The following is a 22,083-nucleotide window of genomic DNA, read 5'->3' on the forward strand; positions in this document are numbered from 1 at the left end:
CCTTCCATAGCCTTCATCCTGAGGAGCAAAAATTTCTTCGTCCTTCGAGAACGCCGCTTCGCGGCCCTCAGGATGAAGAAATTTTTGTGTCTCGAAGGATCGGAGGCGCTCGTTCATATTCAAAGGCTTCTAATCGCCCGCGATGGTCATGGCCTGAACGAAAACGCTCGGCGCGTTGACCGGTCCGCGGATTTCAAGGTCGCTTGCGGGAACGAGCCCCGCATACATGTCGAGAATATTCCCGGCGATGGTGATTTCGCTCACCGGATGGACGATTTCGCCGTTCTCCACCCAGAAACCCGAACAGCCCACGGAATAATCGCCGGTGTTGGGGTTCACCTGCGGGCCGAACATGTCGCCGAGAAGAAGGCAGGCGCCGCCTTGCGTCAAAAGATCGTCGAAGCTCGCCGACCCGGGCTCGAGCGTCAGGTTCGTCGGGCCCGATCCCGGGGCGCCGCCGGTCCCGCGCGTCGCCCGCGCATTGGTTTCAAGGTCCAATTGCGCCGCCTGCGATGTGTTCAATAACCAGGCGGTGAGAACTCCGTCCTTGATGAGATCGATGCGGGCGTTTGCGACGCCTTCGCCGTCGAACGGACGAGAGCCGGCGCCGCGCGGCACATGCGGATCGTCGATGATGTTGATCCCGTCGGCGAAGATCTTTTCGCCCATCTTGTTTTTCAGGAAACTGACGCCGCGCGCGATGGCGGCGCCGTTCACCGCGCCCGCAAGCTGACCGATGAGCGAGCGCGACAGGCGGTTGTCGAAGATGACCGGCGCGGTGCGGCTTTTCAGTTTTTTCGGCGACAAACGGCGCACGGCGCGCTGGCCTGCGCTCATCCCCACTTCGACCGCGCCTTTGAGCGCTGAGAGATGCGTTTTGGAGTCGTAGTCGTAGTCGGTCTCCATACCGTTGTCGTCTTTGGAGATGACGCTGACCGAAACCGAATGGTTCGAGCCGCCGGACTCGCCGAAAAAGCCGTGGCTCGTCATCAGCCATTTCCAGCCCTCGCCATAGCTCGCGCCGGCGCCGGAGGAATTGACGACGCCTTCAACGGCGAGCGCGGCTTCCTCGCAGGCGGCGGCGCGCTCTTTAAGCGCATCGGTGGAGGGTTCCTTGAAATCGCCAAGATCGAGATGGGGATAGGGCTCTTTGGCCAGCCGCTCTGCCGGGGCGAGGCCGCAATAAGGGTCCTCCGGCGCGGCCTTCGCCATGGCGACGGCGCGCTCGGCGAGCTCTTTCAGGGCCGCCTTGGAATGATCGGTGGTCGACACGCTGGCCTGGCGCTTGCCGATCAGGACCCTGAGGCCGAGATCGGCGCCCTCGGAGCGCTCGACGTCTTCCAGATTGCCCATGCGCCAGGAAACGCCTGTGGAAACAGAGTGATAGAGGACGGCGTCCGCCGCCTCCGCTCCGGCGGCCTTAGCGTCGGAGATCAGGCTTTCGAGAATGGGTAAAGCGTCTTTGGTTTGCATTTTCGAGGGGATAGAGGGTCGGATCGCGGCGCGCAAGGCGTTGTCGAGAACTTGGCCGTCCTAACCCGCCGCCAGCTCCGCTTTCGCGCCTTCTATCCATTTTTGCATGGCGGGGAGCGCCATCATCATGTCCCGGTAAGAAGCGGCCTCGGGCGAAAGCTCCACCGGCCCGTAGGTGGTGAAGCGCGAGGCGACGGGCGCATAGATGGCGTCGGCGATGGAGAACCGGCCGAAGAGGAAGTCCCCGCCCGCGCCATAGGTCTTCCGGCACAGTGACCAGAGATGATCCACGCGCTCGATATCGCGCGCGACGCCGCTTTGGGTCGTGTGGCGCATGTCCTTGCGCGTCACCATCATCGGCCAGACGGCGCGCAGGGCCGAAAAGCCCGAATGCATTTCCGCCGCGACGCTGCGCGCCAGGGCGCGCGCTTGTCTGTCTTCCGGCCAGAGCTGTTTTTCAGGAAAGAGCTCGTTCAGATATTCCATGATGGCGAGCGAATCCCAGATCTTCACGTCTCCATGGATGAGATAGGGAACGAGCCCCGACGGCGATTTTTCTTTCAGGATCCCGCGCGTCTCCGGCCGGTCGAGCCTGATATTTTCCTCCGTAAACGGAATGCCTGCCTGGGTCATGAGAAACCATGGCCGCAGGGACCAGGAGGAAAGGTTTTTGTCGCCGATGCCGAGGGTGAAATCGTTCATGGCTTAGCGCCCATGCTGGAGGAAGAAATTCGCGATCCACTTACCCATGAGCGCGCGGTCGCTGCGGCCCTTATAGCTGTCGATGCCGGGGTCGGCGCGCTCCGCCGGGATGCGCCCCTTCCTGAGCCGTAACAGCGCCTCGCCATAATCATGGCCGAATTCAGGATGCTGCTGGAAAGAGATCGCCGGCCCTTGCGCGAAGTCGAGAACGCCCATGGGACAGAACTCCGACCCCCCGAGGATCTGCGCGCCTTTGGGCAGTTCCGTCACCTGGTCCTGGTGCGACACGGCGCAGGCGATGTGATTCGAGGGCGGGTCCATCCACTCCCTTTGCGCGGCGATCTTGTAGTCGTGAACGCCGACGCCCCAGCCCTTGCCGGATTTCTCCGCCTTGCCGCCGAAGGCTTGCGCCATCAACTGATGGCCGAAGCAGATCCCGACCTGCGGCTTGCCGGCCTCCGCCGTGCGGCGGACAAGATCGGCGCAGGGCGCGATCCAGTCATGCCCGTCATAGACCCCGGCGGGCGAGCCGGTGATCAGGAGGCCATCGAAATCGGAAATCGCAGGGATGGGCTCGCCCTTTGTCACGTCCGTGGCGGAAAAGGAAAGGCGCGCGGAATAAGGCGAAATCAGTCTTTCGAACATCGCCGGATAATCGCCATACTGGCTCTTTAAAGGCTCCGGCGGCTCGCCGGTCACGAGGATACGGATCTGCATAGATGTCGCCCTTTGCTGCGCCCCGTTCTTGATCCCGGCGCGGGCTTGGCGTCAAGTCGCCGGAATTGCGAAAGGGTGAAACATGAGCGATCACATTTCCGTATCCCGTGAAAGCTCCGTCCTGAGGCTTGCCTTCAACCGGCCGGAGAAAAAGAACGCCATTACGGCGGCCATGTACGCCGTGCTCGCCGACGCGCTGGCCGAGGCGGAGGGCGACGAGGCCGTGCGGGCGGTGGTGTTCGAATCGAAGGGCGACGTGTTCACCTCCGGCAATGACATCGCGGATTTCATGGCCGGGACGGCGAGTCTCGGCGCCGAAGGCGAGAAGCCGCCGGTGATCCGGTTTCTGGAAGCCATCGCGACGGCCGAGAAACCGCTGATCGCGGCGGTGCAGGGACCGGCGGTCGGGGTCGGCGTCACCATGCTTCTGCATTGCGATCTTGTGTACGCTTCGGAAGCAGCTACGTTCCATACGCCTTTCGTGGATCTGGCGCTAGTGCCGGAGGCGGCGTCGAGCTTTCTCCTGCCGCAGATCGCCGGTCATCAGCGCGCCGCCGAGATGCTGATCCTCGGCAAGAAAATCGGCGCGGCGCGCGCCCGCGAGCTTGGTTTCGTCAACGAAGCCGTCGCGCCGGACGCGCTGGAAGAAACCGCGCTCGCGTCCGCGCGCGCCATTGCGGAAAAGGCGCCCGCCGCCATGAAGCTGACGAAACAGCTCATGAAGGACGGGAACCGCGAGGATATTCTCGCGCGCATGAAAGAAGAAGGCGCGCATTTCGCCGCGCAGCTTCAGTCGGCGGAATTCCGAGAAGCGGGAATGGCTTTCATGCAGAAAAGAAAGCCTGACTTTTCGAAGCTGGGATGATCCCCACCCGAAACGCTGAAGCGTTTCGACCTCCCCTTTGCAAGGGGAGGTTTTAGACAGCCTATTCCTCCAGCCTCAAAAACCTTGCGGCGTTGTCGTGGAGGATGTCTTTTTTCTGCTCATAGGTGAGGAAAGGCGCGTCGTTGATCGCCTCGATGCCTTCCTCGATCATGCCGGGCCAGTACATCTGGTCCGAGCCGAACATGATGCGGTCGATAAAGCCGGCGCGCACGATCTCTTCGAGAAAGGCGTAATAGTCCTCGCGCGGCGCCGCGAGCTGCAAGACCCCCGTATCCACATAAAGCTGCGGATAGAGATAAAGCATGGCTTTCAGATCGTCCGCAAACGGAAAGCCCGCATGCATGAGATAGACGCGCAAGGTTTGATGGCGGTTGAGAACCGCCTCCATCTGCAGCGGCGTCTGGACGCGGAAATCGGGGTAAAGCATGGGACTGCCCGGCGGGCCGATGCCGAGATGAATGCCGACAGGGATGTCGTGTTCGGCGGCGACCGCCCAATAGGCGTCGAAGGCCGAATCGTCGGCGAGGACGCCGCGATACTGGTTCGTGACTTCCGCGAGCACGTCGAAGCCGCCATTGACGAATTCCTGTTCGATCTCGTCGGCTGAAACATTGTCGCGTTTGAGGCTGAGTTCGCGTCCGGCGATGAAAAGGCCCGGCGCCGCCGCTCGCCAATCCGCGATGCGCTCGGCGGGGCCGCTGAGGACGCCCGTCACCTTGTATTTTTTCATAAGGGCGATGGTCCGGTCGCGCAGCTCTGCGTCCGTCGCCGGCCCTTGGATGGGATCCTCGCAGGGCGGGTCTGTCATCAGCGCGCCCATCTTCGCCGGCCAGGGCGTTTTCGGATCGTATTGAAGGTTCGCCGCGACGCCGGGGCAGACCGCGTTCGGCGCCGGGCCGTTGCCGTCCGCCGGATAGGCGTGAAGGTGAACGTCGATGATCGGCCCTTCATAGGGCCGGCGGTCCTTGTCCCGGGCCGCAGCGGCCGAGCCGAGAAACATGAGCGCAGCCAGCGCGCCAGCGATGAATTTCATGGAAAGCTTTCCCCCGCAGCTCTTTCATGGGAAAGTTACGAGGATTGGGGGCGGGGCGCAAATGCGCCCCTTGCCGCCTAAAGCTGCACCAGCGCGACGGCGGCGCCGGCGATGACGACGCCGATGAGGAAGCGCGCCAGCGGGAACGGCCCGGCGCTTTCGGCGCCGGCGCGCTTTCCGGTCACCATGGCTCTCACGAGATTGGTTTTCAGAACGGCGAAATAAAAGGCGATCGCCGCGACATGGAGAACGATCAGCGCCAGGAGGATGTTGAAGCTCGTTTCGTGGAATTCGGCGGCGGCGCGGCCGGCTTCAAAGGAAACGAAACGCGACAGCGGTCCTGATTCGAGGCCGTCCACATCGACCGCGAAAAGGCCGGCGCCGACTTGCAGGACAAGGACGAGGAGGAGCGCGACGACGCTCAAGGCGCCGAGCGGATTATGGCCGGCCGCCGGAACGTAAGGCCGCTTCATTTCCCGCAGATAGGCGCGCACGGCCTTCGGGCCTTTCACGAAGCTTTTGAACCGCGCCGTCTTCGTGCCGGCGACGCCCCAATAGAGGCGGAAGACGAGCAGCCCCAGCATCGTCAGGCCGAAACGCCTGTGCCAGTCCATGATCCCGTTTTCCGCCGACCACCACAAAAGGACGATGAGCAGAACCGCGCTCCAGTGAAAAACACGGAGGCTCCAGTCCCAGATGACGGCGTCTTTAAGCGGGGCGCGCGCCGTCTTGACGGTCTCAGTCATCATCTTCGCGGAACGTGTCGTGGCAGTTCTTGCAGGCGCCGCCGGTTTCCTTGAACGCGGCGCCGATCGCCTCGACATCGCCGCTGTCGGCGGCGGCGACAAGCTGCGGCGCGGCGCCTTCGAACCGCGTCACGGCGGCGTCGAATTCATCCGGCTTTTCCCAGATCGTATCGAGCGCTTCGGTCTCGACGCCGGAGGCGGCCGACGTGCCTTCCGGGAACCAGGTTCCGATATGCGCGGACTTTTCCGCAACGGTCGCGGCGGACGTTTTGATGGCGTCGAGATCCGGCGCGCCTGCTTTCAACTGGTCGCTGATCGTCTTGAACGCCTTGCCCATCTCCTTGAGGCTCGACTGGCGCGCTTCGATGGCTTCTTTCACCGTGCCGCCGCCGGGCAGGGCCTCATCGCCGCGATAGTCCGTCGCCGCTTGTTCGGTGTCTCCGCCGCAGGCGGCGAGGGCGAGGAACGCCAATCCGGCGCTGAAAGTCTTCCAAGGGGCGATCATGATCTTCTCCTGATGAAGCCGTCTGTGAGACGGGACGAGTGAATTTTCGGAATGTTACGCAACAGGAAGGACAACCGCCGGAAAGCTTAAAAAGCGCCCCGGGCGGGGTCAATTGAGTCAAAGCGCGGCAGCTGGGTGATTCCGCCCTGTTATTCAGCGGGGGCCGCCGGGTGGGTCTTGTCGATGGTCGATTTGATCACCGGCGGGAAGCGGTGATGGTGGCGGCGCAGATGCAAGTCGAGATGGGGCCATTTTCCGCGCATATAGCGGATCAGCCGCTGGATCGCCGGAATGTAGGGGGCGAGGAGCGCAAAGCCGATGGTCAGCATGATCAGGCCAAAAGGAATCGGCAGCGGCAGGACAATGAGACCCGCAACGACTAGCAATGATCCGAATACCTGATGCACAATCGGCAACATGCCGAGGAAAACTCCCAAATGCCCTTTTTGCCGGCTGTCCGGCCTTTCCGCCGGGCCGCGCGCAAGAGCGGCGAACGCATCGCCGCACAGTCGCATGCGGCGCTGCAATAAAGTATGCTGCGGCAGGCGAACCGTAAAGAGGAAGCGGAAAAAATAGCTTAAATCGGGCCCTTACTTTTTAGAGATGAAGGCGGTAACGCGGCGGGACGCTCTTGTCTTTGGCGTTTTTGGGGCGGCGCGGCGCCGCATGGGCGCCCGCAAGCCCCGCAGGATAGGAAACTGCCATGTCGAAACCGGTCCAGCCCGCGGCGTCCTTGCGCGACTTTATCGCCCGGCTCGAATCGGCGGGCGAGCTCGTCCGCGTCGCCGAGCCCGTGGCGGTGAAGCTCGAAATGACCGAGATCCAGACCCGGCTTCTGGCGGAGGGCGGTCCGGCGGTGCTGTTCGAAAAGCCGGTGATGGACGACGGATCGATTTCGCCCATGCCGGTGCTGGTCAATCTCTTCGGCACGGTGAAGCGCGTCGCCATGGGGGTGACGCTCGAAGGCAAGGCCCGCGAGACCGGCGCGGATCTGCGCGAGGTGGGCGAGCTTCTGGCTTTCCTCAGGCAGCCCGAACCGCCGGGGGGGCTCAAGGACGCCCTCGGCATGCTGCCGCTGGCCAAGACCGTGATGGCCATGAAGCCGGCGTCGCGCGACTGGGGCGCGCCCTGCCAGGAGGTGGTGAAGACCGGCGACGAGATCAATTTGGACGATCTGCCGATCCAGACCTGCTGGCCGGGCGAGCCGGCGCCGCTGATCACCTGGCCGCTGGTGGTGACGAAAGGCCCGTCCGACAAACGCGAGGACGATTTCAATCTCGGCATTTATCGCATGCAAAAACTCGGGCGCGGGCAGACGATCATGCGCTGGCTGAAACATCGCGGCGGGGCGCAGCATCATGCACGATGGGGCGCCGAGAAGCGCGAGCCGCTTCCCGCCGCGGCGGTGATCGGCGCCGACCCCGGCACCATCCTCGCCGCCGTGACGCCGGTGCCCGACACGCTGTCGGAATATCATTTCGCGGGGCTGTTGCGCGGCAAGAAGGTCGAGCTTGTGGACTGCAAGACCGTGCCCCTGAAAGTCCCCGCCGAGGCCGAGATCGTGCTCGAAGGCTATGTCTCCCTCGATGAGTATGCGGATGAAGGGCCTTATGGCGACCATACGGGCTATTATAATTCCGTGGAGCGTTTTCCGGTCTTCACCGTCACGGCGGTGACGCACCGGAAAGACCCGATCTATCTCTCGACTTTCACCGGCCGCCCGCCGGACGAGCCGTCCGTGCTGGGCGAGGCGCTGAACGAGGTCTTCATCCCGCTCCTGCAGCAGCAGTTCCCGGAGATCGTCGATTTCTGGCTGCCGCCCGAGGGCTGCTCCTACCGCATCGCAGTGATCAGCATGCGGAAAGCCTATCCCGGCCACGCCAAGCGGGTGATGATGGGCGCGTGGTCATATCTCAGACAGTTCATGTATACGAAATGGGTGATCGTCGTCGATGACGACATTAACGCACGCGACTGGAAAGACGTGATGTGGGCGGTCTCCACCAAGATGGACCCGGCGCGCGACATCACCGTGATCGAGTCGACGCCCATCGACTATCTCGACTTCGCAAGCCCCGAGTCAGGGCTCGGCTCCAAGATCGGCCTCGACGCCACCGACAAGCTTCCGCCCGAAACGAAGCGTGAATGGGGCGCGGAAATCCGCATGGATGAGGCGGTGGTCAGACGCGTCGACGAGATGTGGGCGAAGCTTGGCCTGCCGGGCAGCGGCAAGGGGATTTGGAAGTAGGCTGATTAAGCCCCCTCCGTCGCTTCGCGTTGTCTCCCCCCGCGCGCGAATGCGCGCAAATCATATTCGCGCCGGTTGGCGCGGGGCGGGGGAGGAAAAGCACAGGCTTAGCGGCGCATTTTCTCTTCCCCGCTTGCGGGGGAAGTCCCGTCCCGGACTTGATCCGGGGCGGGGATGGGGTGAGCGCCGGCGGCGGGCGGCAGGATAAAGCCAAATCCGCGCCCGGGGATAAAATTTAATAAATAAAATTTCGTCCCCGCTTTTGGCGGCGGGGGTAGGATGCGGGCGGTGATGATTGCAGGCGCCGGCAGAGCCGCAAAGCGATGGACGAAAGCCCGATATCCCCATGTCGATTCCCCCCACGCTTTAAGCGTGAGGGCCAGTCCAGGCCGGTTTGCTGGACGCCACGATTAAATCGTGGCGAGTCGCGAGCGGAGAGATCGCGGCAAGGCAAAGAAATATGCGCCGAAACGCCGTGAAACATTTTTACGCAAATGGCGCCAAATCGGCCTGAAAGCCTTGAGGGATGCCAAAAAAAAGAAGGAGACAAACGATTTACGCAAATTGTTTCACGGAAACCCGGCCGCCGCCCACGGGCGGCCGTTCGGGTTTGAGGCCCCCCGCATTCGCGTGCGCACGCCGCCTAATTGAAACGCTTTTGCGTCAAAATTTCTTCAAATCGTCAGTGCCCTGAAAACGCATAAATTTCCCCGGAAACTTTAGCCATATTGTCGGTTAAATTGCGCGCTGTCCTAAACTTTTGGTGCACACATTGCGCATACTCAGATTGTCCGAACGGGTGGAGAGCAGGGAGCGTTTTGGTTGCGAGAGGGCAGGCATTATGTCGTTGAAACTGCTTCGGTCTTTTAAGGGATCAAAGAAAGGGTCGATCGCGGTGATTTTCGCCGTGACGGCGCCCGTTGTGGTCGGATTTTCCGCGCTCGGCGCGGAGGTCATGTACTGGCAGTATAATCACCGCCTGTTGCAGAGCGCGGCGGATGCGGCGGCGTTCTCCGGCGCGGCGCAGCTGGCGCAGGGGCGCAGCGTCACCGATGCGACGGCGGCCGCCTCCAACGCCGCTTATGAAACGGGCCTTAAGGCGGCGCGCGCCGATACGCCGGCGATTAGCTCGCCGCCCGTGTCCGGGACGTTTGCGGGCGATGCAAAGGCGGTCGAGGTCGTGTTGAGCGACAACCTGCCGCGCATGTTCACCGGCATTTTTTACGACACGGACACGGTGCGCATTTCCGCCCGCGCGGTTTCGCGCACGGCGGGCGCGCGTCCCGCCTGCGTGCTGGCGCTTAACAAATCCGCGAGCCAGGCGGTGAGTTTCGCCGGCTCCTCGACGCTCGTGCTTCAGGGCTGCGACGTCGCGTCGAACTCCATCGCCAGCGACGCCATCGATTTCCAGGGCGCGACGGACGTGACGACCGAATGCGCGTCGGCGGTGGGCGGCATTGACGGCGCATCCGGGTCTTTGACGCTGACGGACTGCGCCGCGCCGTTTGCGGGCTCGCGGCCGTTCCCCGATCCTTATGAGGATCTCGTGTTTCCGGCGTCGGACACATGCGACCAGGCGCTGAAAAACAATCTCAATGTGAGCCCGGGCGTCAGCAGAACGGTGTCGCCGGGAACGGTGACGACCTTCTGCACGGGCAGCCCGAATGTCATGATCCAGGGCGACATCACGTTCAATGCGGGCCAGTATATTTTCGACGGCGTCGACGTGACCGTGAATTCAACGGCCTCTCTTTACGGCAGCGGCGTGACGATCTTTCTGACCGGCGGCGCGCGTCTCACCATGAATGGCGGCGCCGACGTTCAACTCACGGCGCCGACAAGCGATCTCGATCCTTATCAGGGCGTGCTGGTTTTTGCGGACCCGGCGGATTCGAATGTCGACCATGTGCTGAACGGCAACAGCGCCACCTCGTTTACGGGCGCGCTTTACTTTCCGACGAGCGATGTGACCTTTTCCGGCACGAGCGACGAAGATGTGAGCGCCTGCACATTGCTGATCGCCGATGAAGTGGAATTCACCGGCAACAGTTTCTTCGGATCGAATTGCGATGCGATCGGCGTTGAGACAGCGGAGACGGCGCAAGTCGTCCTGATTGTGGAGTAAGGCCATGGCGCGAGTGATTTCATCTTTCCGCCGCGCGACAAGGCGCTGGCTGAAGAGCAAAGCAGGCGTCGCCGCAACGGAGGCCGCGCTTCTCGCGCCGATTTTCGTTCTGAGCGGGCTCGCCGTGTTCGATCTCGGCCTTGCCGGCACGAAACGGCTCGAGCTCGATCAGGGACTGCGCGCGGGCGCGCAGGTCTCCATGGTGAACGTCACCAGCGAAAGCGACATCCTCGCCGCGACGCTTGCGGCGCTGGGCGAAAGCACGCTCGGGGAGGTGCAGGAAGACGGCATCTGCGCGCCGAACGCATCCTGCGTCGATGTCAGCTACGCCTGCGAATGCAGCGACGGGACGGCGAACGCCTGTGATGCGCTTTGTCCGTCATCGGGCGACATTCCCTCCGCCTTTCTCACCATTGTCGCGTCGCGCCGTCATGAGGGGCTTTTGTTTCCCGACATGGGGCTTCAAACGCAGATCACGGTGCAGACGCGATGAATGGATTTTTCCACTCTCTCCGGCGATGCCGGAACGGCACCACGGCGGTTGAGTTCGCCATTGTGGCGCCGGTCATTTTCGCGCTGATGTTCTGGTTTTTCGACCTCGCCTTTTCGCTTTATGTGCGCAACAGCTTTACGCATGCGGTGAATGAGGTGGCGCGGGAGGTGTATCTCGATCCCGACCGCACGGATGCCGAATTGCAGGCGAGTCTCGTTTCCAAGCTCGGCGGTTTCGGCGAGCGCATTACGGTAAGCTCGGCGCTCGAAACGTCAGGCGCGATCGACTATCACGTCATGAACGCCGAGATGGATTATCACTTCAAGTCGCCGCCCTTTACCGGAAAGGCCATCACCCTGACCGCTGAAGGCCGCGCGCCGGTGATCAGTTATCAGCTCGAAGAGGGCGCCAACGGGGCTCAGTAACCGCCGGCGGCGTCCCGTTCAGTCCGCCGCGGCGAGGTAATTCGCCAGCTTGTCGAGTTCTGCGTCGGTGATCGCCGTGGGCTTGAAGGGCGGCATGGCGTTGAGGCCGTGGCGGACGATGTATTTCACATAGTCGGCGTTGAGGTCCTCGCGCTCTTCGAGGACGGCGAAGTCCTCCCCTCGCGTCGCGCCGAGCTGCATCGTGCCCGGATGATCGACGCCCGGCGCATGGCACCAGGAGCACTGCTTGGCGAAAATGTCTGCGCCGCTGCCGGGTTCGGGTTTCGGCGCAGCCGCCATAGTTGCTTGAGGGGCGGTCTCGGTTTGGGGCTCTGCAGCGGCCGGCGCGGTCTCTGCCGTCGCCGCGCTGTCCGCTTCGGGCGCGGCGTCATCCGACGATCCGCCGCAGGCGGCGGCGAGAGACAAAAGACCGGCAAGGAAAGCGAAGGAAAGAATGCGGGTCATTTATGCTTTCCTCCGGTTCTTGCCCCAGATGCCCGACTTGCCGGGCGCCAGGATGCCGTTGGGGTCGAGCGCGTCCTTGATGGTTTCGTGCATCTTCCAGAGCGCGTTGTCGTTCCAGCTATAGGTTTTGGCGATGCGGTCCATGTAACGGATATGAGTGCGGTATTCGCCGTAGCCTTCAGCCGCCGCCTCGTCGACGAGGATGTTGAAGAGCTCGTCGAGCTTTTTGCGTTCGTCCGGGTCGGTCTTGTCGTAGACGATCACCGTGACGTGGTGGAGATCGCGCCAGCCGATGGCGAGGAGGCCCATATAGTCGAAGCCGTATTCGCGCACGCGCGACGAGACCATATTGTACTGTTTGATCGCGTCCTTGCCGGTGATCGGCGAAACCGGCGAAAAGCCCACATGGCCGCCGCCGCCGTCCCAGTTCAAAAAGTTGAACTCGGTGAGCTTCGGCACGCCCTTCATGGTTTCGGCGCGGTGGAGCAGGAGGTCGACCTTGTGGCGCCGGTCTTCGGGGAAATAGAATTTGACGCCCGGAATGTCGGCGAACGAATCGCGGATCGCCGTCCACAGCGTGTCCATCACCGGCGGCGGCCCGTAAAGCGCGCCGCAGAAATTCCACATGCCGAGATCGAGATCGGCCATCATGGTTTTCGCGACGCTCGGCGGAATCGGTCCGTCCCCGTCGTAATACTGGCTCTTGGTCCGGGTGATCGCCGCGTCGAGCACGAGGCTTCTCACCGTGGCGCCGTTCTGGATGACGCCGGCGACTTTCAAGGGGCGAAGGCGCTCGGTCACCGTCTCGATATCGTCTTCGTTTTCGAAAGTGATGAGATAGGGGCGGTAACCGGCGGGTTCGGGCATCAGCCAGATGCCCATTTTCGTCACGACGCCGAAATTCGACTGCGAGAAAATCCCGTCCACATAAGGCCCGTAGCCATATTTGAAGAGCTGCCAGGTGTTGTTGCCCGGCATGGCGCCCATGCCGGTCCTCACGACTTCGCCATTCGGCAGCACCACTTCCATGCCGCATTGCATGGCGAAATGGTCGCCATAGGGCGTGTAGCCGATGCCGTGATCGAGGGCGTTGCCGACCACCGAGCCCCAGCCGGGATCGGGCACGTCGATCCAGAGTTTGAGGCCTTTTTCCTGGATGTAATCGTAAAGTTCGAAATAGGAGACGCCGGGCTCGACCAGCGCGTAACCGAACTCCTCGTTGACTTCGAGGATGCGGTTCATGCGGTTCATGTCGAGAACGACCGTGCCGGACATCACCGGCGCCGCGCCGCCATAGGCGAAGTTCTTGCCGCGCGAAACGGGCCAGAGCGGCACGCCGAATTCATTCGCGACGCGCACGATCTCCTGCACCTCTTCGGTGGAGGCGGGCGCGACCGCGGCGTACGGCCTGTGTTCGGTCTCGTCATTGGAGATCGTATAAGGGTCTTCGTAAGGCGTGATCTTGTCTTCGGTGAAGACCCAGTCGGCGCCGACGATGCGGGCGAAGCGGTCGAGCGCGCTCGACATCGCCTCAGCGGAAACGCCTTCGGGAAGCGGTGCGGCCATAATATGTTACCCCGTCTTTCTGGCGGCGCCCGTCCGGACGGACCAGGCGTAAAGATCTTTGCTGACGCGCTCGATGTTGCTTTCAAGCGGGCCTTGCGCTTGCAGCAGCGTTTTCAGGCAGAAATAAAACGACTCGGTGGTGACGCCTTTGAGCGTCAGCGGCGCCGCGCGCGAAAGCGAGGCGAGGTCGCCGCGCCACAGCGCGGTGACGTCGCTGGCGACCGGCGTCAGGCGTCCTTGCCCGGCAAGCGCTCCCGCCATTTTGAGGGCTTCGGAAAAGCGCGCGTCATAGAAAATCCGGTCCGGCGCGCCTGTTCTCAGAAAAGACGCGGCGGCGGGCAAAACCGTTTGCGAAGCCGCAACGGAAGAAACCGCCGTCTTGACAAAAAGCCGTCTGTCCATCGTCCCCTTGCGAAGCGTCGAAGCCGGCGGCGCCGGGCATGCTTCGCCCTCCCTCATGCTCCGCGCTTGTTCTTTGCTTTACGCCATGTGCGCGAGGCGTGCGGGGAAGTATGATCGGCCCGGTTTTTCTGTCAATGACTTCAGGCGCAACCCATCTGGACGAACGCGCAAGAGGGCGGCTTATTTCTGCGCCTTCACCGCGTCGTCCACCAGGGTCAGAAAATCGTCCGGCGTGTGAACGTTTTCGATTTCGTTCGCGGTGATGCGCACGCCCCATTTTTTCGCGATGGCTTCATAACGCGGCGCGCGCCAGTCGATGAGGCGGGCGAACCCCCAGCGGATGAAGGCGTCAGGGTCCACCTTGTCTTCAGGCATCCCGGTTTCAGCAAGATAGTCCGTCCAGCAAGAACGCAGAAACTCTTCATTGTAATACATCGGCTTCGGCGCGCGGTCGAAACGCGCTTTCAACGCTTCCTTATGGGCTTCGTCGCCGGCGATGTAGATGATGAGGCAGGAATTTGCGAGCGCGGTCAGCACCGGGTCTTCCGGATCGTCCGGCTCCACCACTTCGCAGATCGAACCCGACGTGTCGCAGATGAATTTGTCATAACCGTAAATCGTCTTCGCCTTGCCGACGAAGAGCGGCGTGTCGAGCATGGCGCTGATTTCCGCTTCGCGATGCTGGCGCTGGCGGCGCACATATTCGTCGAAAGGAATGCCGCCCTTGTCCGGATCGCCGGGCTTGCCGAGATAGGTCGACAGGGGTTCGAGATTGTCGAAAGTGATGTTGGACGAGATATAGATCGAATCCGACATCAAAAGCTCGCGCAGCAGCGGCGTCTTCATCGCCTCGCGTTTGAAATTGTCCTCGATCGCCTCGTCCATGTAGCGCGTGCCGATGCGGTAATCGACCGAGTAATGGAACCAATGATCCTGAGAGCGCAGCATGGAGGCGATGCGGGTCTTGCCGACGCCCGACATGCCGAGAACCGCGAGGGGAGAGCCGCGTTTGTAGTTCTTCATAACCCGATATTCCGCTTATCCTTGCCGTATCCCCTCCATAACCGGAAAGAGGCGCGCCGCCAAACGCTTAGCAGGGCCCTCCCAAGATCGGGTTAAGGCGTGTCCGGGTATGGTCTGAGGCTCAGGCCGCGGCCTTTTTCACCGCCTCGGCGGGCCCCTCGAGCGCCGCCCGCGTCAGCGCGGCGGCGAGCCGCACGAAGCGTTCACGCGAGCCCGCGAGTTTTGCGAGCTTGCCGGCGTCGTCGGGCAGGCCGAGGTCTTTCGCCTCTTTCACCGCCGGCCCGTCGAGGCGGGGACAGAACTCCTCCCACGGCCATTGCGCTTCGCGCAGGAAGATATTCGCGCCCATCTCGCCGATGCCTTTGACTTCCGAGAGAAGGCGGCGGGCCCTGGCGTCGTCGCCGTCGGCTTCTTCGCGCAGCCTGCGCAGGTCGCCATTATATTTTTCGTCGACGAGTTCGGCGGCGGCGTAGATCTCATCCGCGCCGATATTGTCGAAGCGCGCATAGCCGTTTTCGTTCAGTGTCTTGATGCGCTCGTCGCGCGGCGTATCAAGAATGTCGCGGATCTTGTAGAGGTTCTCCTTGCGCAGCCCCTTGCCGGCCTTGACGGCGTTCTCGCTGGAAATGCGCGCGCTCAACAAGATCGCGCCGAGAAGCCAGTGAAACAGCTCCTGCGGCGTGTTCTTTTCTATCTTCGCGCCCATGGCCTCGCTGTAGAGCGTTCCCTGCTCACGGATGAGGGCTTTGACAACGTCCTTTTGCGTCATGGCGGCCTCCTTAGTCTCTTAGGCTTTATAAGCCAAAGGCGCGGGCGGCGCGCCCGTTCCAAAACAGGCGATATGGGCCGGCCCCGCGCCTGAGGGGCGAATTTTGCGGGTTTGGGTCCATCTGTCGGAATTGATTGCGTAAATAGCACGGCGGGGCGGGCCTGCCTGCGAAAAATGGGGCAGGGAAGGGCTGACTATGAAGACTGTCGACGGAAAGACGGCGTTCATCACCGGCGGGGCGGGCGGCGTTGGGCTCGGCATCGCCAAGGCGCTCGCCGGGTTCGCCGGCGGCGCCCGATCGAACAGCGTTTGCGCGATTGAACTGGATGTCGCGAACCGCGAAGCCGACGCGTTGCTGGCGGCGCCGTCCGAATCCGAAATTCAAGTCTGACAGGCGAAAGCAAACATCCGATGCGGCGCGGGTGAAGCGAAACCGAATACAAATGTTTGAGAAAGGGAGTTTTTAATGGCCAAGGACAATAAGATCACCTTTTACGATCTTGCGCTTTCGACGGGGGCGACGATCAGCCCGTTCGTCTGGGCGACGAAATACGCGCTCGCCCATAAAGGTTTTGAATTGGATGTAGTGCCCGGCGGCTTCACCGGCATCATGGAGCGCACCGGCGGCAAGACCGAACGCCTGCCCGCCATTGTCGATGACGGCAAATGGGTGCTCGATAGCTGGGGCATCGTCGAATATCTCGACGAGACCTATCCGGACCGGCCGGCGCTTATTCCCCATCCGGGCGTTGCGACGCTGACGCGCGCGCTCGACGCCTGGTTCTGGGGCGCCGCCGTGGGGCCGTGGATGCGCTGCTATTGCGCCGATTATCGCGATCTCTCCGTGCCGGAAGACCATGAATATGTAACGCACTCGCGCGAGAACATGCTCGGCATGAAGCTCGAAGACATGCAGGCCGGGCGCGAAGATCGCCTGCCGGGGATTTCCGCCTCGCTCGAACCCCTGCGCGCCGCCTTGCGCGAGTCGAAATGGCTCGGCGGCGACGAACCGAACTACGCCGATTTCCGCATTCTCGGCGGTTTCCTGTTCACCGCCTCGGTGGCGAAAACCCCGCCGCTCGCTGAAGACGATCCTTTGCGCGACTGGCTGGATCGCTGCTTCGATCTTTATGGCGGGCTTGGCCGTCATCCGGGGCTTTTCACGCTGTTCGGTCTGAAACAGCGCGAAGGCGATCCCGACCTCTTCGTGAAGACGCCCTGGGGCGGGCAGGCCAACCGCAACACCGGCCCCCAATCGACCCGCGCGGAAACCGAAGCCATCACGCGGTCGTAAAACCCTTGGCTATGGGGCCCAAGGGTTTGTGATGGGGCGATCAAGCGCTTGTGTGTTCGCCCGCCGCATCCGAGACGCTATTTAAAGCCGCGCCAGAGAAGGAAAAGGAAAGAGGCCCTGCCATGACCGACAACAGCGACGCTTCGAAAAACCAGCCGCCGGGCTATGTCCCGCCTAAGGTCTGGACCTGGGATGCGGCGAATGGCGGCGAGTTCGCCAGCATCAACCGCCCGATTTCCGGCGCCACCCACGACAAGGAACTGCCCGTTGGCAAGCATCCGATCCAGCTTTACTCCTTGGGCACGCCCAATGGCGTCAAAGTCACTATCATGCTGGAGGAGCTGCTCGCCGCCGGCCATGCGGGCGCGGAATACGACGCCTGGCTGATCGAGATCGGCAAGGGCGAGCAGTTTGGCAGCGGCTTTGTCGAGATCAATCCGAATTCGAAAATTCCGGCGATGGCGGACCATTCCTTCGATCCGCCGATCCATCTTTTCGAAAGCGGCTCCATGCTGTTTTATCTCGCGGAGAAATTCGACGCCTTCCTGCCGACTGAAATCCGCGCGCGCACGGCGGTGATGAACTGGCTGATGTGGCAGATGGGTTCGGCGCCGTTTGTCGGCGGCGGCTTCGGCCACTTCTATAATTACGCGCCGTTCAAGATCCAATACGCTATCGACCGCTACGCCATGGAAACGAAGCGCCAGATGCATGTGCTCGACACACAGCTCGCGGACAACAAATATGTGGCGGGCGACGACTATACGATCGCCGACATGGCGATCTGGCCCTGGTACGGTTCCGTGATGCGCGCGGCGTACGGCGCGCAGGAGTTCCTCTCCGTTCATGAATATAAAAATATCGACCGCTGGGTGGATCGCGTCGGCGAGCGCGAGGCGGTGAAGCGCGGAACGATGGTCAACCGCACTTTCGGCGAGCCTGACAGCCAGCTCCGCGAACGCCACGATGCGAGCGATTTCGAGAAGAACCGTCAGGATATGGTCGAAGCCAGGGGCGGCGAGCGGGTTTAACTTAGCCTCCCCACAGTCCTTTACAGCAGCCTAATGACGCGCCCCTGTCTAACAGGGGCGCGTTTTTTCATTGCGGCAAATAGCAAAGCAGAAAGATTTTCGCCTGCGTCCGGCCGGCTTTAAGCCGGATTTAGGCTCTATGGCGGCAAGAACGGGCTGTTGGGCGCTGCGCGATTATGTGTATTTTGCCGGCGGTTCCGAAATGGTTTTGAGTAGCGCGAGAGGGTGCGCCCCATGCCGCATAGCAGGGTCTGGTTTGCCGTTGTGTTCTTTTGTTTCGTTGGGGCGCCGGCGCAGGCCGGCGAGCCCCAGACGGAAACCAAAGTTCCTGCTGACGCTGCGGCGCCCGCCGGTCATGTAACGGCCAGGGAGGAATTGCCCCCCGGCGTGCGTGAAATGCTGGAAGCCGCCGCCAGGACCGAGGACGCGGCCCAGGTCGCGGCGGTCGCTTACGCCGCGAGCGAGGTTTATCCGGAACAGGCCGAGGCGATAAATCAATATGGCGACTTTCTGCGCGCCATTATTTCCCCACTCGGCGGCGATATCGACACGCTGATCGTGCAATACGAGCCGGAGCCTGATCCGGAAACGCCCAAGGTCAAACCCCGCACGGCCGAGCAGACGGTCAAACCCGCGCCGGCGCCGGAATTCCTGGGGCTTGGCGACTGGACAGGCAAGATCGGCGCGTCGGGACTCGTCTCTTCGGGCAACTCTCGCAACTCCGCGGCGGGGCTCGCCGTCGACGCCAAACTTCCGGACGGCGACTTCACGCATAATCTGAAGCTCTATTTCGACTATGGCCGTTCGAACGGCGCCAAGACCCAGCAGCGCTGGGGCGGCGCCTATAAGCTCGATTATGCGATCAGCGAAGACACTTTCGCTTACAGCCGTTTTTCCTATGACGAGGATGAATTTTCCGGTTTCGATTATCGTCTTTTCGGCGGGCTCGGCGCCGGGCACTGGTTCATTCGTTCCGAGAAAATGGCGCTCAGCCTCGAAGGCGGACCCGGCTATCAATATGCGCCGATCGACGATACCCGCGAAACGGACAGTCATTTCGCCTTTTACAGCGCGGCCAAGTTTCACTGGGTGATCCGGGACGGGCTTAAATTCGAACAGAATGTCGACGCCACCTGGACCGAGCCCACCACCACCTTGCTGTCGAATACGGCGGTCACCGCGGCCTTTACCGACACGCTGTCGACCGGGATTTCCTACACCTATCGTTATGAAACCGATCCGCCGGAAGGACGCCTCAAGACGGATACGACCTTTCGCGTCAACTTGAATTACGATTTTTGAGGCGGGATCGGTTGCGTTTCCGGCCTGCTTTACCGGTTACGCCTTCTCCCGCGCGATATAGCCGTCGATGACGCGGCCAAGAACGGTCATGGGCACGCTGCCGCCGAGCACCACGGCGTCGTTGAAGCGGCGGAAGTCGTAATTGTCGCCGAGCGCGGCTTTTGCTTTTTCGCGCAAAGAAACGATCGCCGAATGGCCGACCTTGTAACCGCAGGCCTGACCCGGCCAGGCGCAATAGCGGTCGACTTCGCTTTGGACCTCATCGGGGTTCGAACCGTTTTCGGTGACGAAAAAGTCGATCCCTTGCGCGCGCGTCCAGCGCTTGGCGTGAAGGCCGGTGTCCACCACAAGGCGGCAGGCCCTGAAAGCAAGCGACTGAAGATAGCCGAGCCGGCCCACGGGGAAGTCGTCATAAACGCCGAGCTCGTCGGCGATCTGTTCGGCGTAGAGCGCCCAGCCTTCCGAATAGGCGTTGAAGGCGAGGAGGGACCGGATCAGAGGCTGTTTGAAAGCATATTCGCCCTGCCAGACATGGCCGGGGATTGCTTCGTGGTAAGTGAGATCCGCCAGCGTATAGCGCCGGTGCAGATCGGTTGTCCTCAAATTGATCCAGAAATGACCCGGCTGCTTGCCGTCGATGGAGCCGGGCCCGCCATAGGCGCCCGGCGCGCCCGCTTCGACTTCCGGCGGAATGCGCGTCACCTCGAGAAAGCCCGGCACAAGCGTTTCAAAAGCCTGCGGCATGCGTCCGCGAATGTCTTCGAGTGTTTCCTCGATGAACGTCATGATCTGGCGGCGGCCTTCGTCGCCCTCGGCGAATTTGTAACGCGGGTCTTTCGAAAGCGCCGTCATGCGTTCGCCCACCGAGCCTTGCGTATAGCCGACGGAGCGCAGAATCGGGTCCATGCGCGCATGAAGATCTGCGAGTTCGTCGAGGCCCATCTGATGCACCTCCTCGGACGACATGGTCGTCGTGGTGCCGGTCTTAAGGGCCCAGTCGTAATAAGCCTCGCCGTCAGGCTGCGCCCAGACGCCTGCATTGCTTGTCGCCTTGGGCGCTAGCGTTTCCAGCGCCGCGATCTGCCGCTCGATGGCGGGCGCGATTTTGCTTTCCGCAATGGCTTTCGCTTTGTCGGCGTAATCGCCTGGCAGGTCGGCGCTGCGCGCAGCAAGAGAGGAGACGATCCCCCAGTTTTCCGCCGGCGTCGCCATGGCGCCGCGCATCTGGCCGAGCGTTTTTTCCATCAGGAAATCCGGCAGCACGACGCCGGCTTCTCCATCGGCTGCGACGCGTTCGGTCTCGCCGTCTAGCTGGCCGGCATAGGCCTCCATGCGCGCGAGATAGGCGTCGGCGTCTTCGGCGGTTTCGATGGAATGGGAAGAATCGAGGAAGCTCGGAATCTCGACAAAGGCGCCGACATTTTGCGCAACCGCATAAGGACTGTTGCGGTAGGACCAGTTGCTGTTCAACAGCGCGACATCGCCATAGGGGAAGTCGAAGCCTTCGGATGTCGTTTCGAAAACGGTTTTGACGACATCGACATTGAGCGCTTCGTCGGAAGACAGGCTCGCCGTATCGACCTCATTCAGGCGGGCGAGCATGGCGCGCGCTTGCGTCTTGATCGCCGTCTGCCCGGCGGGCGAGCGGTCCGTCAGCTGCGATTTCAGATAGGCGTATTTGCCGCTGTCGATCCCCGCGCTTGAGGCGCTTTCGGGATAGGCGTTGAGGATGAGATCGGTCGCCTCATCGAGGAGGCCGCCCGCGCCTTCGGCGGACTTTTCCGGGCGCGCGCAGGCGCCCGGAAGGGCGGCGATGGCGGCTGTGGCGACTGAAGACTGAAGCAGGCGACGGCGGGAAAGGCGCATGGTCTGGGCTCCGGAAGCTGGCGCGATAGGGCGCGATTTGGCGATTGCCGCGCACCCTAGTCGCTATCGGAGCCTCAGGCCATATTAAGGATTGACTCGCTTTGGAATGCGGCCCGCGCCGCATAGCCCTTCAGCGCGAAGCTTCGTGCAATCCGAATGATAGTCCCCTGAAAAGTCTTCTGAATGTGAACAGTCTAGCACTGTGGCGAAGGACGATGTGTTCGTCGTGCCGATGGAAAGGAAGACCCTGCTCCACACCTCCCGCGCATGCGCGCGCTGAACGCAGCAGGAATTATACTCGATCGTGCGTTTGATGTCGCCGTAAAGATTGACGTCAGGCTCGCTGGCGCGGGCCCAGTCCTCGATCTTGCCCTGCCGGCGTGGGCCGCCTCTAAATTCGGTCACGCATCCGGCGATGCGCTCGCCCAGCGTCGTGTTCCAGCGATGGTCCCAGATCCAGTTCGCGCAAGCCTTGATCGCGTCCCTTGCGTCATGACGGCATTGCTCGGATTGCGTGCGTCGCTTGCAAAAACCGCGGCCTTCAAGATCGACGATGAGCTCGCTTGGCGCCGCTTCTTGATTTCCCCGTTTGATATGTTCGCCCGCCTTGTTTATCCAGGCGACCGCGCTTGATTGGACGCTCCCGGAACAACCGCGGTGTATATCCGCGCGCGCCTGTGTCGTGAAAAAAGCGGCCGCTAGGGCGGCGGCTAAGAAAAAGTTGCTGCGCACTGTCGTACTCCTGTTGTCCGAAAAGGCTAACAGGCAGGCCGCTGGCGGACATGGGCGAGAATACGCAATTTCCGGTTTTCCGGCGCCCAATTTTGGAGGGGGCGGTTGGCGAAGAGGCTGCTGTTTCTTGCTGGAAGAATGGTGAGCCCTGATGGATTCGAACCATCGACCTACTGATTAAAAGTCAGTTGCTCTACCAGCTGAGCTAAGGGCCCACTCGGGATCGGCGGAGGGCTTGCGCGTCGCTGCTGGCATGTCGCGAAACCCGGCATTAAAAAGC

At 62.0% G+C, this 22,083-nt stretch carries 24 protein-coding genes and 1 tRNA gene; 10 read left to right on the forward strand and 15 right to left on the reverse strand.

Translation table 11 applies throughout. From position 1 onward, the window contains the following. Positions 1–129 precede the first annotated feature (129 nt). From CW354_RS13670 to CW354_RS13680, 3 genes are read right to left on the reverse strand one after another with little or no spacing between them, the layout of a single operon-like run. Positions 130–1,473, reverse strand: coding sequence for a TldD/PmbA family protein (locus CW354_RS13670; RefSeq protein WP_104830649.1), 1,344 nt, complete (start codon positions 1,471–1,473; stop codon positions 130–132). Between the two features lie 60 nt (positions 1,474–1,533). Continuing rightward, complete coding sequence (locus tag CW354_RS13675; RefSeq protein WP_104830650.1) at positions 1,534–2,175, reverse strand: glutathione S-transferase family protein; 642 nt, start codon at positions 2,173–2,175, stop codon at positions 1,534–1,536. Between the two features lie 3 nt (positions 2,176–2,178). Continuing rightward, entirely contained in the window at positions 2,179–2,892 is a 714-nt protein-coding gene (locus CW354_RS13680; protein ID WP_104830651.1) for a glutamine amidotransferase-related protein, read from the reverse strand. A gap of 82 nt (positions 2,893–2,974) precedes the next feature. Here CW354_RS13680 and CW354_RS13685 point away from each other — a divergent pair, with 82 nt between their 5' ends. Further along, positions 2,975–3,757, forward strand: a complete 783-nt coding sequence (locus CW354_RS13685) for an enoyl-CoA hydratase (protein WP_104830652.1) — start codon at positions 2,975–2,977, stop codon at positions 3,755–3,757. A 61-nt stretch (positions 3,758–3,818) separates the two neighbouring features. Here CW354_RS13685 and CW354_RS13690 read toward each other — a convergent pair whose 3' ends face one another. The 4 genes from CW354_RS13690 to CW354_RS13705 form a co-directional block, all read right to left on the reverse strand. Next, positions 3,819–4,811, reverse strand: a complete 993-nt coding sequence (locus CW354_RS13690; RefSeq protein WP_104830653.1) for an amidohydrolase family protein — start codon at positions 4,809–4,811, stop codon at positions 3,819–3,821. A gap of 77 nt (positions 4,812–4,888) precedes the next feature. Further along, entirely contained in the window at positions 4,889–5,560 is a 672-nt protein-coding gene (locus CW354_RS13695) for a cytochrome b/b6 domain-containing protein (protein ID WP_207764814.1), read from the reverse strand. Next, positions 5,550–6,062: a c-type cytochrome gene (locus CW354_RS13700; RefSeq protein ID WP_104830654.1), complete on the reverse strand. Its 513-nt coding sequence runs from the start codon at positions 6,060–6,062 to the stop codon at positions 5,550–5,552. The genes CW354_RS13695 and CW354_RS13700 overlap by 11 nt, the downstream gene beginning before the upstream one ends. Before the next feature lie 149 nt (positions 6,063–6,211). Next, positions 6,212–6,481: a PGPGW domain-containing protein gene (locus CW354_RS13705; protein ID WP_165793710.1), complete on the reverse strand. Its 270-nt coding sequence runs from the start codon at positions 6,479–6,481 to the stop codon at positions 6,212–6,214. A 284-nt stretch (positions 6,482–6,765) separates the two neighbouring features. Here CW354_RS13705 and CW354_RS13710 point away from each other — a divergent pair, with 284 nt between their 5' ends. The 5 genes from CW354_RS13710 (at position 6,766) to CW354_RS13730 (ending at position 11,353) form a co-directional block, all read left to right on the forward strand. Next, positions 6,766–8,310, forward strand: a complete 1,545-nt coding sequence (locus tag CW354_RS13710; RefSeq protein WP_104830656.1) for a UbiD family decarboxylase — start codon at positions 6,766–6,768, stop codon at positions 8,308–8,310. A 417-nt stretch (positions 8,311–8,727) separates the two neighbouring features. Next, positions 8,728–8,961 carry a hypothetical protein gene (locus CW354_RS13715; protein WP_104830657.1) on the forward strand — a complete coding sequence of 78 codons (234 nt, stop codon included), beginning with the start codon at positions 8,728–8,730 and terminating at the stop codon, positions 8,959–8,961. A gap of 190 nt (positions 8,962–9,151) precedes the next feature. Beyond that, positions 9,152–10,435, forward strand: coding sequence for a pilus assembly protein TadG-related protein (locus CW354_RS13720; protein ID WP_104830658.1), 1,284 nt, complete (start codon positions 9,152–9,154; stop codon positions 10,433–10,435). 4 nt (positions 10,436–10,439) lie between these two features. Further along, positions 10,440–10,928, forward strand: coding sequence for a TadE/TadG family type IV pilus assembly protein (locus CW354_RS13725; protein ID WP_104830659.1), 489 nt, complete (start codon positions 10,440–10,442; stop codon positions 10,926–10,928). After that, positions 10,925–11,353 (forward strand): TadE/TadG family type IV pilus assembly protein, encoded by a 429-nt coding sequence (locus CW354_RS13730; RefSeq protein ID WP_104830660.1) that lies wholly within the window; start codon positions 10,925–10,927, stop codon positions 11,351–11,353. Before CW354_RS13725 ends, CW354_RS13730 begins: the two co-directional genes overlap by 4 nt. An 18-nt stretch (positions 11,354–11,371) precedes the next feature. On the opposite strand, the gene CW354_RS23690 is transcribed toward CW354_RS13730, so the two are convergent. From CW354_RS23690 to CW354_RS13755, 5 genes are all read right to left on the reverse strand, one after another. Continuing rightward, the gene (locus CW354_RS23690; RefSeq protein ID WP_207764815.1) at positions 11,372–11,818 is read right to left on the reverse strand and encodes a c-type cytochrome; all 447 of its coding nucleotides are present in this window, start codon (positions 11,816–11,818) and stop codon (positions 11,372–11,374) included. Then, on the reverse strand, positions 11,819–13,384 hold the full coding sequence (locus CW354_RS13740; RefSeq protein ID WP_104830661.1) for an FAD-binding oxidoreductase: 1,566 nt from the start codon (positions 13,382–13,384) through the stop codon (positions 11,819–11,821). A gap of 6 nt (positions 13,385–13,390) precedes the next feature. Beyond that, on the reverse strand, positions 13,391–13,786 hold the full coding sequence (locus CW354_RS13745; protein ID WP_133162311.1) for a hypothetical protein: 396 nt from the start codon (positions 13,784–13,786) through the stop codon (positions 13,391–13,393). Between the two features lie 180 nt (positions 13,787–13,966). Next, positions 13,967–14,809, reverse strand: coding sequence for an ATPase (locus CW354_RS13750; RefSeq protein WP_104830663.1), 843 nt, complete (start codon positions 14,807–14,809; stop codon positions 13,967–13,969). Between the two features lie 121 nt (positions 14,810–14,930). Next, entirely contained in the window at positions 14,931–15,578 is a 648-nt protein-coding gene (locus tag CW354_RS13755; RefSeq protein WP_104830664.1) for a hypothetical protein, read from the reverse strand. Between the two features lie 196 nt (positions 15,579–15,774). On the opposite strand from CW354_RS13755, the gene CW354_RS13760 reads away from it, so the two are divergent. From CW354_RS13760 to CW354_RS13775, 4 genes are all read left to right on the forward strand, one after another. Next, on the forward strand, positions 15,775–15,969 hold the full coding sequence (locus CW354_RS13760; RefSeq protein WP_104830665.1) for a hypothetical protein: 195 nt from the start codon (positions 15,775–15,777) through the stop codon (positions 15,967–15,969). 75 nt (positions 15,970–16,044) lie between these two features. Beyond that, positions 16,045–16,872, forward strand: coding sequence for a beta-etherase (locus CW354_RS13765; RefSeq protein ID WP_104830666.1), 828 nt, complete (start codon positions 16,045–16,047; stop codon positions 16,870–16,872). A gap of 122 nt (positions 16,873–16,994) precedes the next feature. Beyond that, on the forward strand, positions 16,995–17,903 hold the full coding sequence (gene yghU, locus CW354_RS13770; RefSeq protein ID WP_104830667.1) for a glutathione-dependent disulfide-bond oxidoreductase: 909 nt from the start codon (positions 16,995–16,997) through the stop codon (positions 17,901–17,903). Positions 17,904–18,137: 234 nt separating this feature from the next. Continuing rightward, entirely contained in the window at positions 18,138–19,205 is a 1,068-nt protein-coding gene (locus CW354_RS13775; protein ID WP_104830668.1) for a DUF481 domain-containing protein, read from the forward strand. A gap of 36 nt (positions 19,206–19,241) precedes the next feature. Here the strand turns inward: CW354_RS13775 and CW354_RS13780 are convergent, their stop codons facing one another. The 3 genes from CW354_RS13780 to CW354_RS13790 all read right to left on the reverse strand — a co-directional run bounded on the left by CW354_RS13780 (position 19,242) and on the right by CW354_RS13790 (position 22,018). Then, a complete protein-coding gene (locus CW354_RS13780; RefSeq protein WP_104830669.1) occupies positions 19,242–21,071 on the reverse strand; it encodes a DUF885 domain-containing protein in 1,830 nt (609 codons plus the stop codon). Positions 21,072–21,155: 84 nt separating this feature from the next. Continuing rightward, complete coding sequence (locus CW354_RS13785; protein ID WP_104830670.1) at positions 21,156–21,803, reverse strand: hypothetical protein; 648 nt, start codon at positions 21,801–21,803, stop codon at positions 21,156–21,158. A gap of 139 nt (positions 21,804–21,942) precedes the next feature. After that, positions 21,943–22,018: transfer RNA gene (locus tag CW354_RS13790), tRNA-Lys, on the reverse strand. Positions 22,019–22,083: the final 65 nt, after the last annotated feature.

The sequence above is a fragment of the Hyphococcus luteus genome (genome assembly GCF_002943565.1).
Taxonomy (GTDB): domain Bacteria; phylum Pseudomonadota; class Alphaproteobacteria; order Caulobacterales; family Parvularculaceae; genus Hyphococcus; species Hyphococcus luteus.

Bases quoted from the DNA above. Each gene is read 5' to 3' on its own strand.
- CW354_RS13745 (WP_133162311.1), bottom strand. From the start codon at position 13,786: ATGGACAGACGGCTTTTTGTCAAGACGGCGGTTTCTTCCGTTGCGGCT.
- CW354_RS13680 (WP_104830651.1), bottom strand. From the start codon at position 2,892: ATGCAGATCCGTATCCTCGTGACCGGCGAGCCGCCGGAGCCTTTAAAG.
- CW354_RS13670 (WP_104830649.1), bottom strand. From the start codon at position 1,473: ATGCAAACCAAAGACGCTTTACCCATTCTCGAAAGCCTGATCTCCGAC.
- yghU (WP_104830667.1), top strand. From the start codon at position 16,995: ATGACCGACAACAGCGACGCTTCGAAAAACCAGCCGCCGGGCTATGTC.
- CW354_RS13780 (WP_104830669.1), bottom strand. From the start codon at position 21,071: ATGCGCCTTTCCCGCCGTCGCCTGCTTCAGTCTTCAGTCGCCACAGCC.
- CW354_RS13720 (WP_104830658.1), top strand. From the start codon at position 9,152: ATGTCGTTGAAACTGCTTCGGTCTTTTAAGGGATCAAAGAAAGGGTCG.
- CW354_RS13750 (WP_104830663.1), bottom strand. From the start codon at position 14,809: ATGAAGAACTACAAACGCGGCTCTCCCCTCGCGGTTCTCGGCATGTCG.
- CW354_RS13725 (WP_104830659.1), top strand. From the start codon at position 10,440: ATGGCGCGAGTGATTTCATCTTTCCGCCGCGCGACAAGGCGCTGGCTG.
- CW354_RS13695 (WP_207764814.1), bottom strand. From the start codon at position 5,560: ATGATGACTGAGACCGTCAAGACGGCGCGCGCCCCGCTTAAAGACGCC.
- CW354_RS13685 (WP_104830652.1), top strand. From the start codon at position 2,975: ATGAGCGATCACATTTCCGTATCCCGTGAAAGCTCCGTCCTGAGGCTT.
- CW354_RS13755 (WP_104830664.1), bottom strand. From the start codon at position 15,578: ATGACGCAAAAGGACGTTGTCAAAGCCCTCATCCGTGAGCAGGGAACG.
- CW354_RS13710 (WP_104830656.1), top strand. From the start codon at position 6,766: ATGTCGAAACCGGTCCAGCCCGCGGCGTCCTTGCGCGACTTTATCGCC.
- CW354_RS13690 (WP_104830653.1), bottom strand. From the start codon at position 4,811: ATGAAATTCATCGCTGGCGCGCTGGCTGCGCTCATGTTTCTCGGCTCG.
- CW354_RS23690 (WP_207764815.1), bottom strand. From the start codon at position 11,818: ATGACCCGCATTCTTTCCTTCGCTTTCCTTGCCGGTCTTTTGTCTCTC.
- CW354_RS13730 (WP_104830660.1), top strand. From the start codon at position 10,925: ATGAATGGATTTTTCCACTCTCTCCGGCGATGCCGGAACGGCACCACG.
- CW354_RS13740 (WP_104830661.1), bottom strand. From the start codon at position 13,384: ATGGCCGCACCGCTTCCCGAAGGCGTTTCCGCTGAGGCGATGTCGAGC.
- CW354_RS13775 (WP_104830668.1), top strand. From the start codon at position 18,138: ATGCCGCATAGCAGGGTCTGGTTTGCCGTTGTGTTCTTTTGTTTCGTT.
- CW354_RS13760 (WP_104830665.1), top strand. From the start codon at position 15,775: ATGAAGACTGTCGACGGAAAGACGGCGTTCATCACCGGCGGGGCGGGC.
- CW354_RS13705 (WP_165793710.1), bottom strand. From the start codon at position 6,481: ATGTTGCCGATTGTGCATCAGGTATTCGGATCATTGCTAGTCGTTGCG.
- CW354_RS13675 (WP_104830650.1), bottom strand. From the start codon at position 2,175: ATGAACGATTTCACCCTCGGCATCGGCGACAAAAACCTTTCCTCCTGG.
- CW354_RS13700 (WP_104830654.1), bottom strand. From the start codon at position 6,062: ATGATCGCCCCTTGGAAGACTTTCAGCGCCGGATTGGCGTTCCTCGCC.
- CW354_RS13765 (WP_104830666.1), top strand. From the start codon at position 16,045: ATGGCCAAGGACAATAAGATCACCTTTTACGATCTTGCGCTTTCGACG.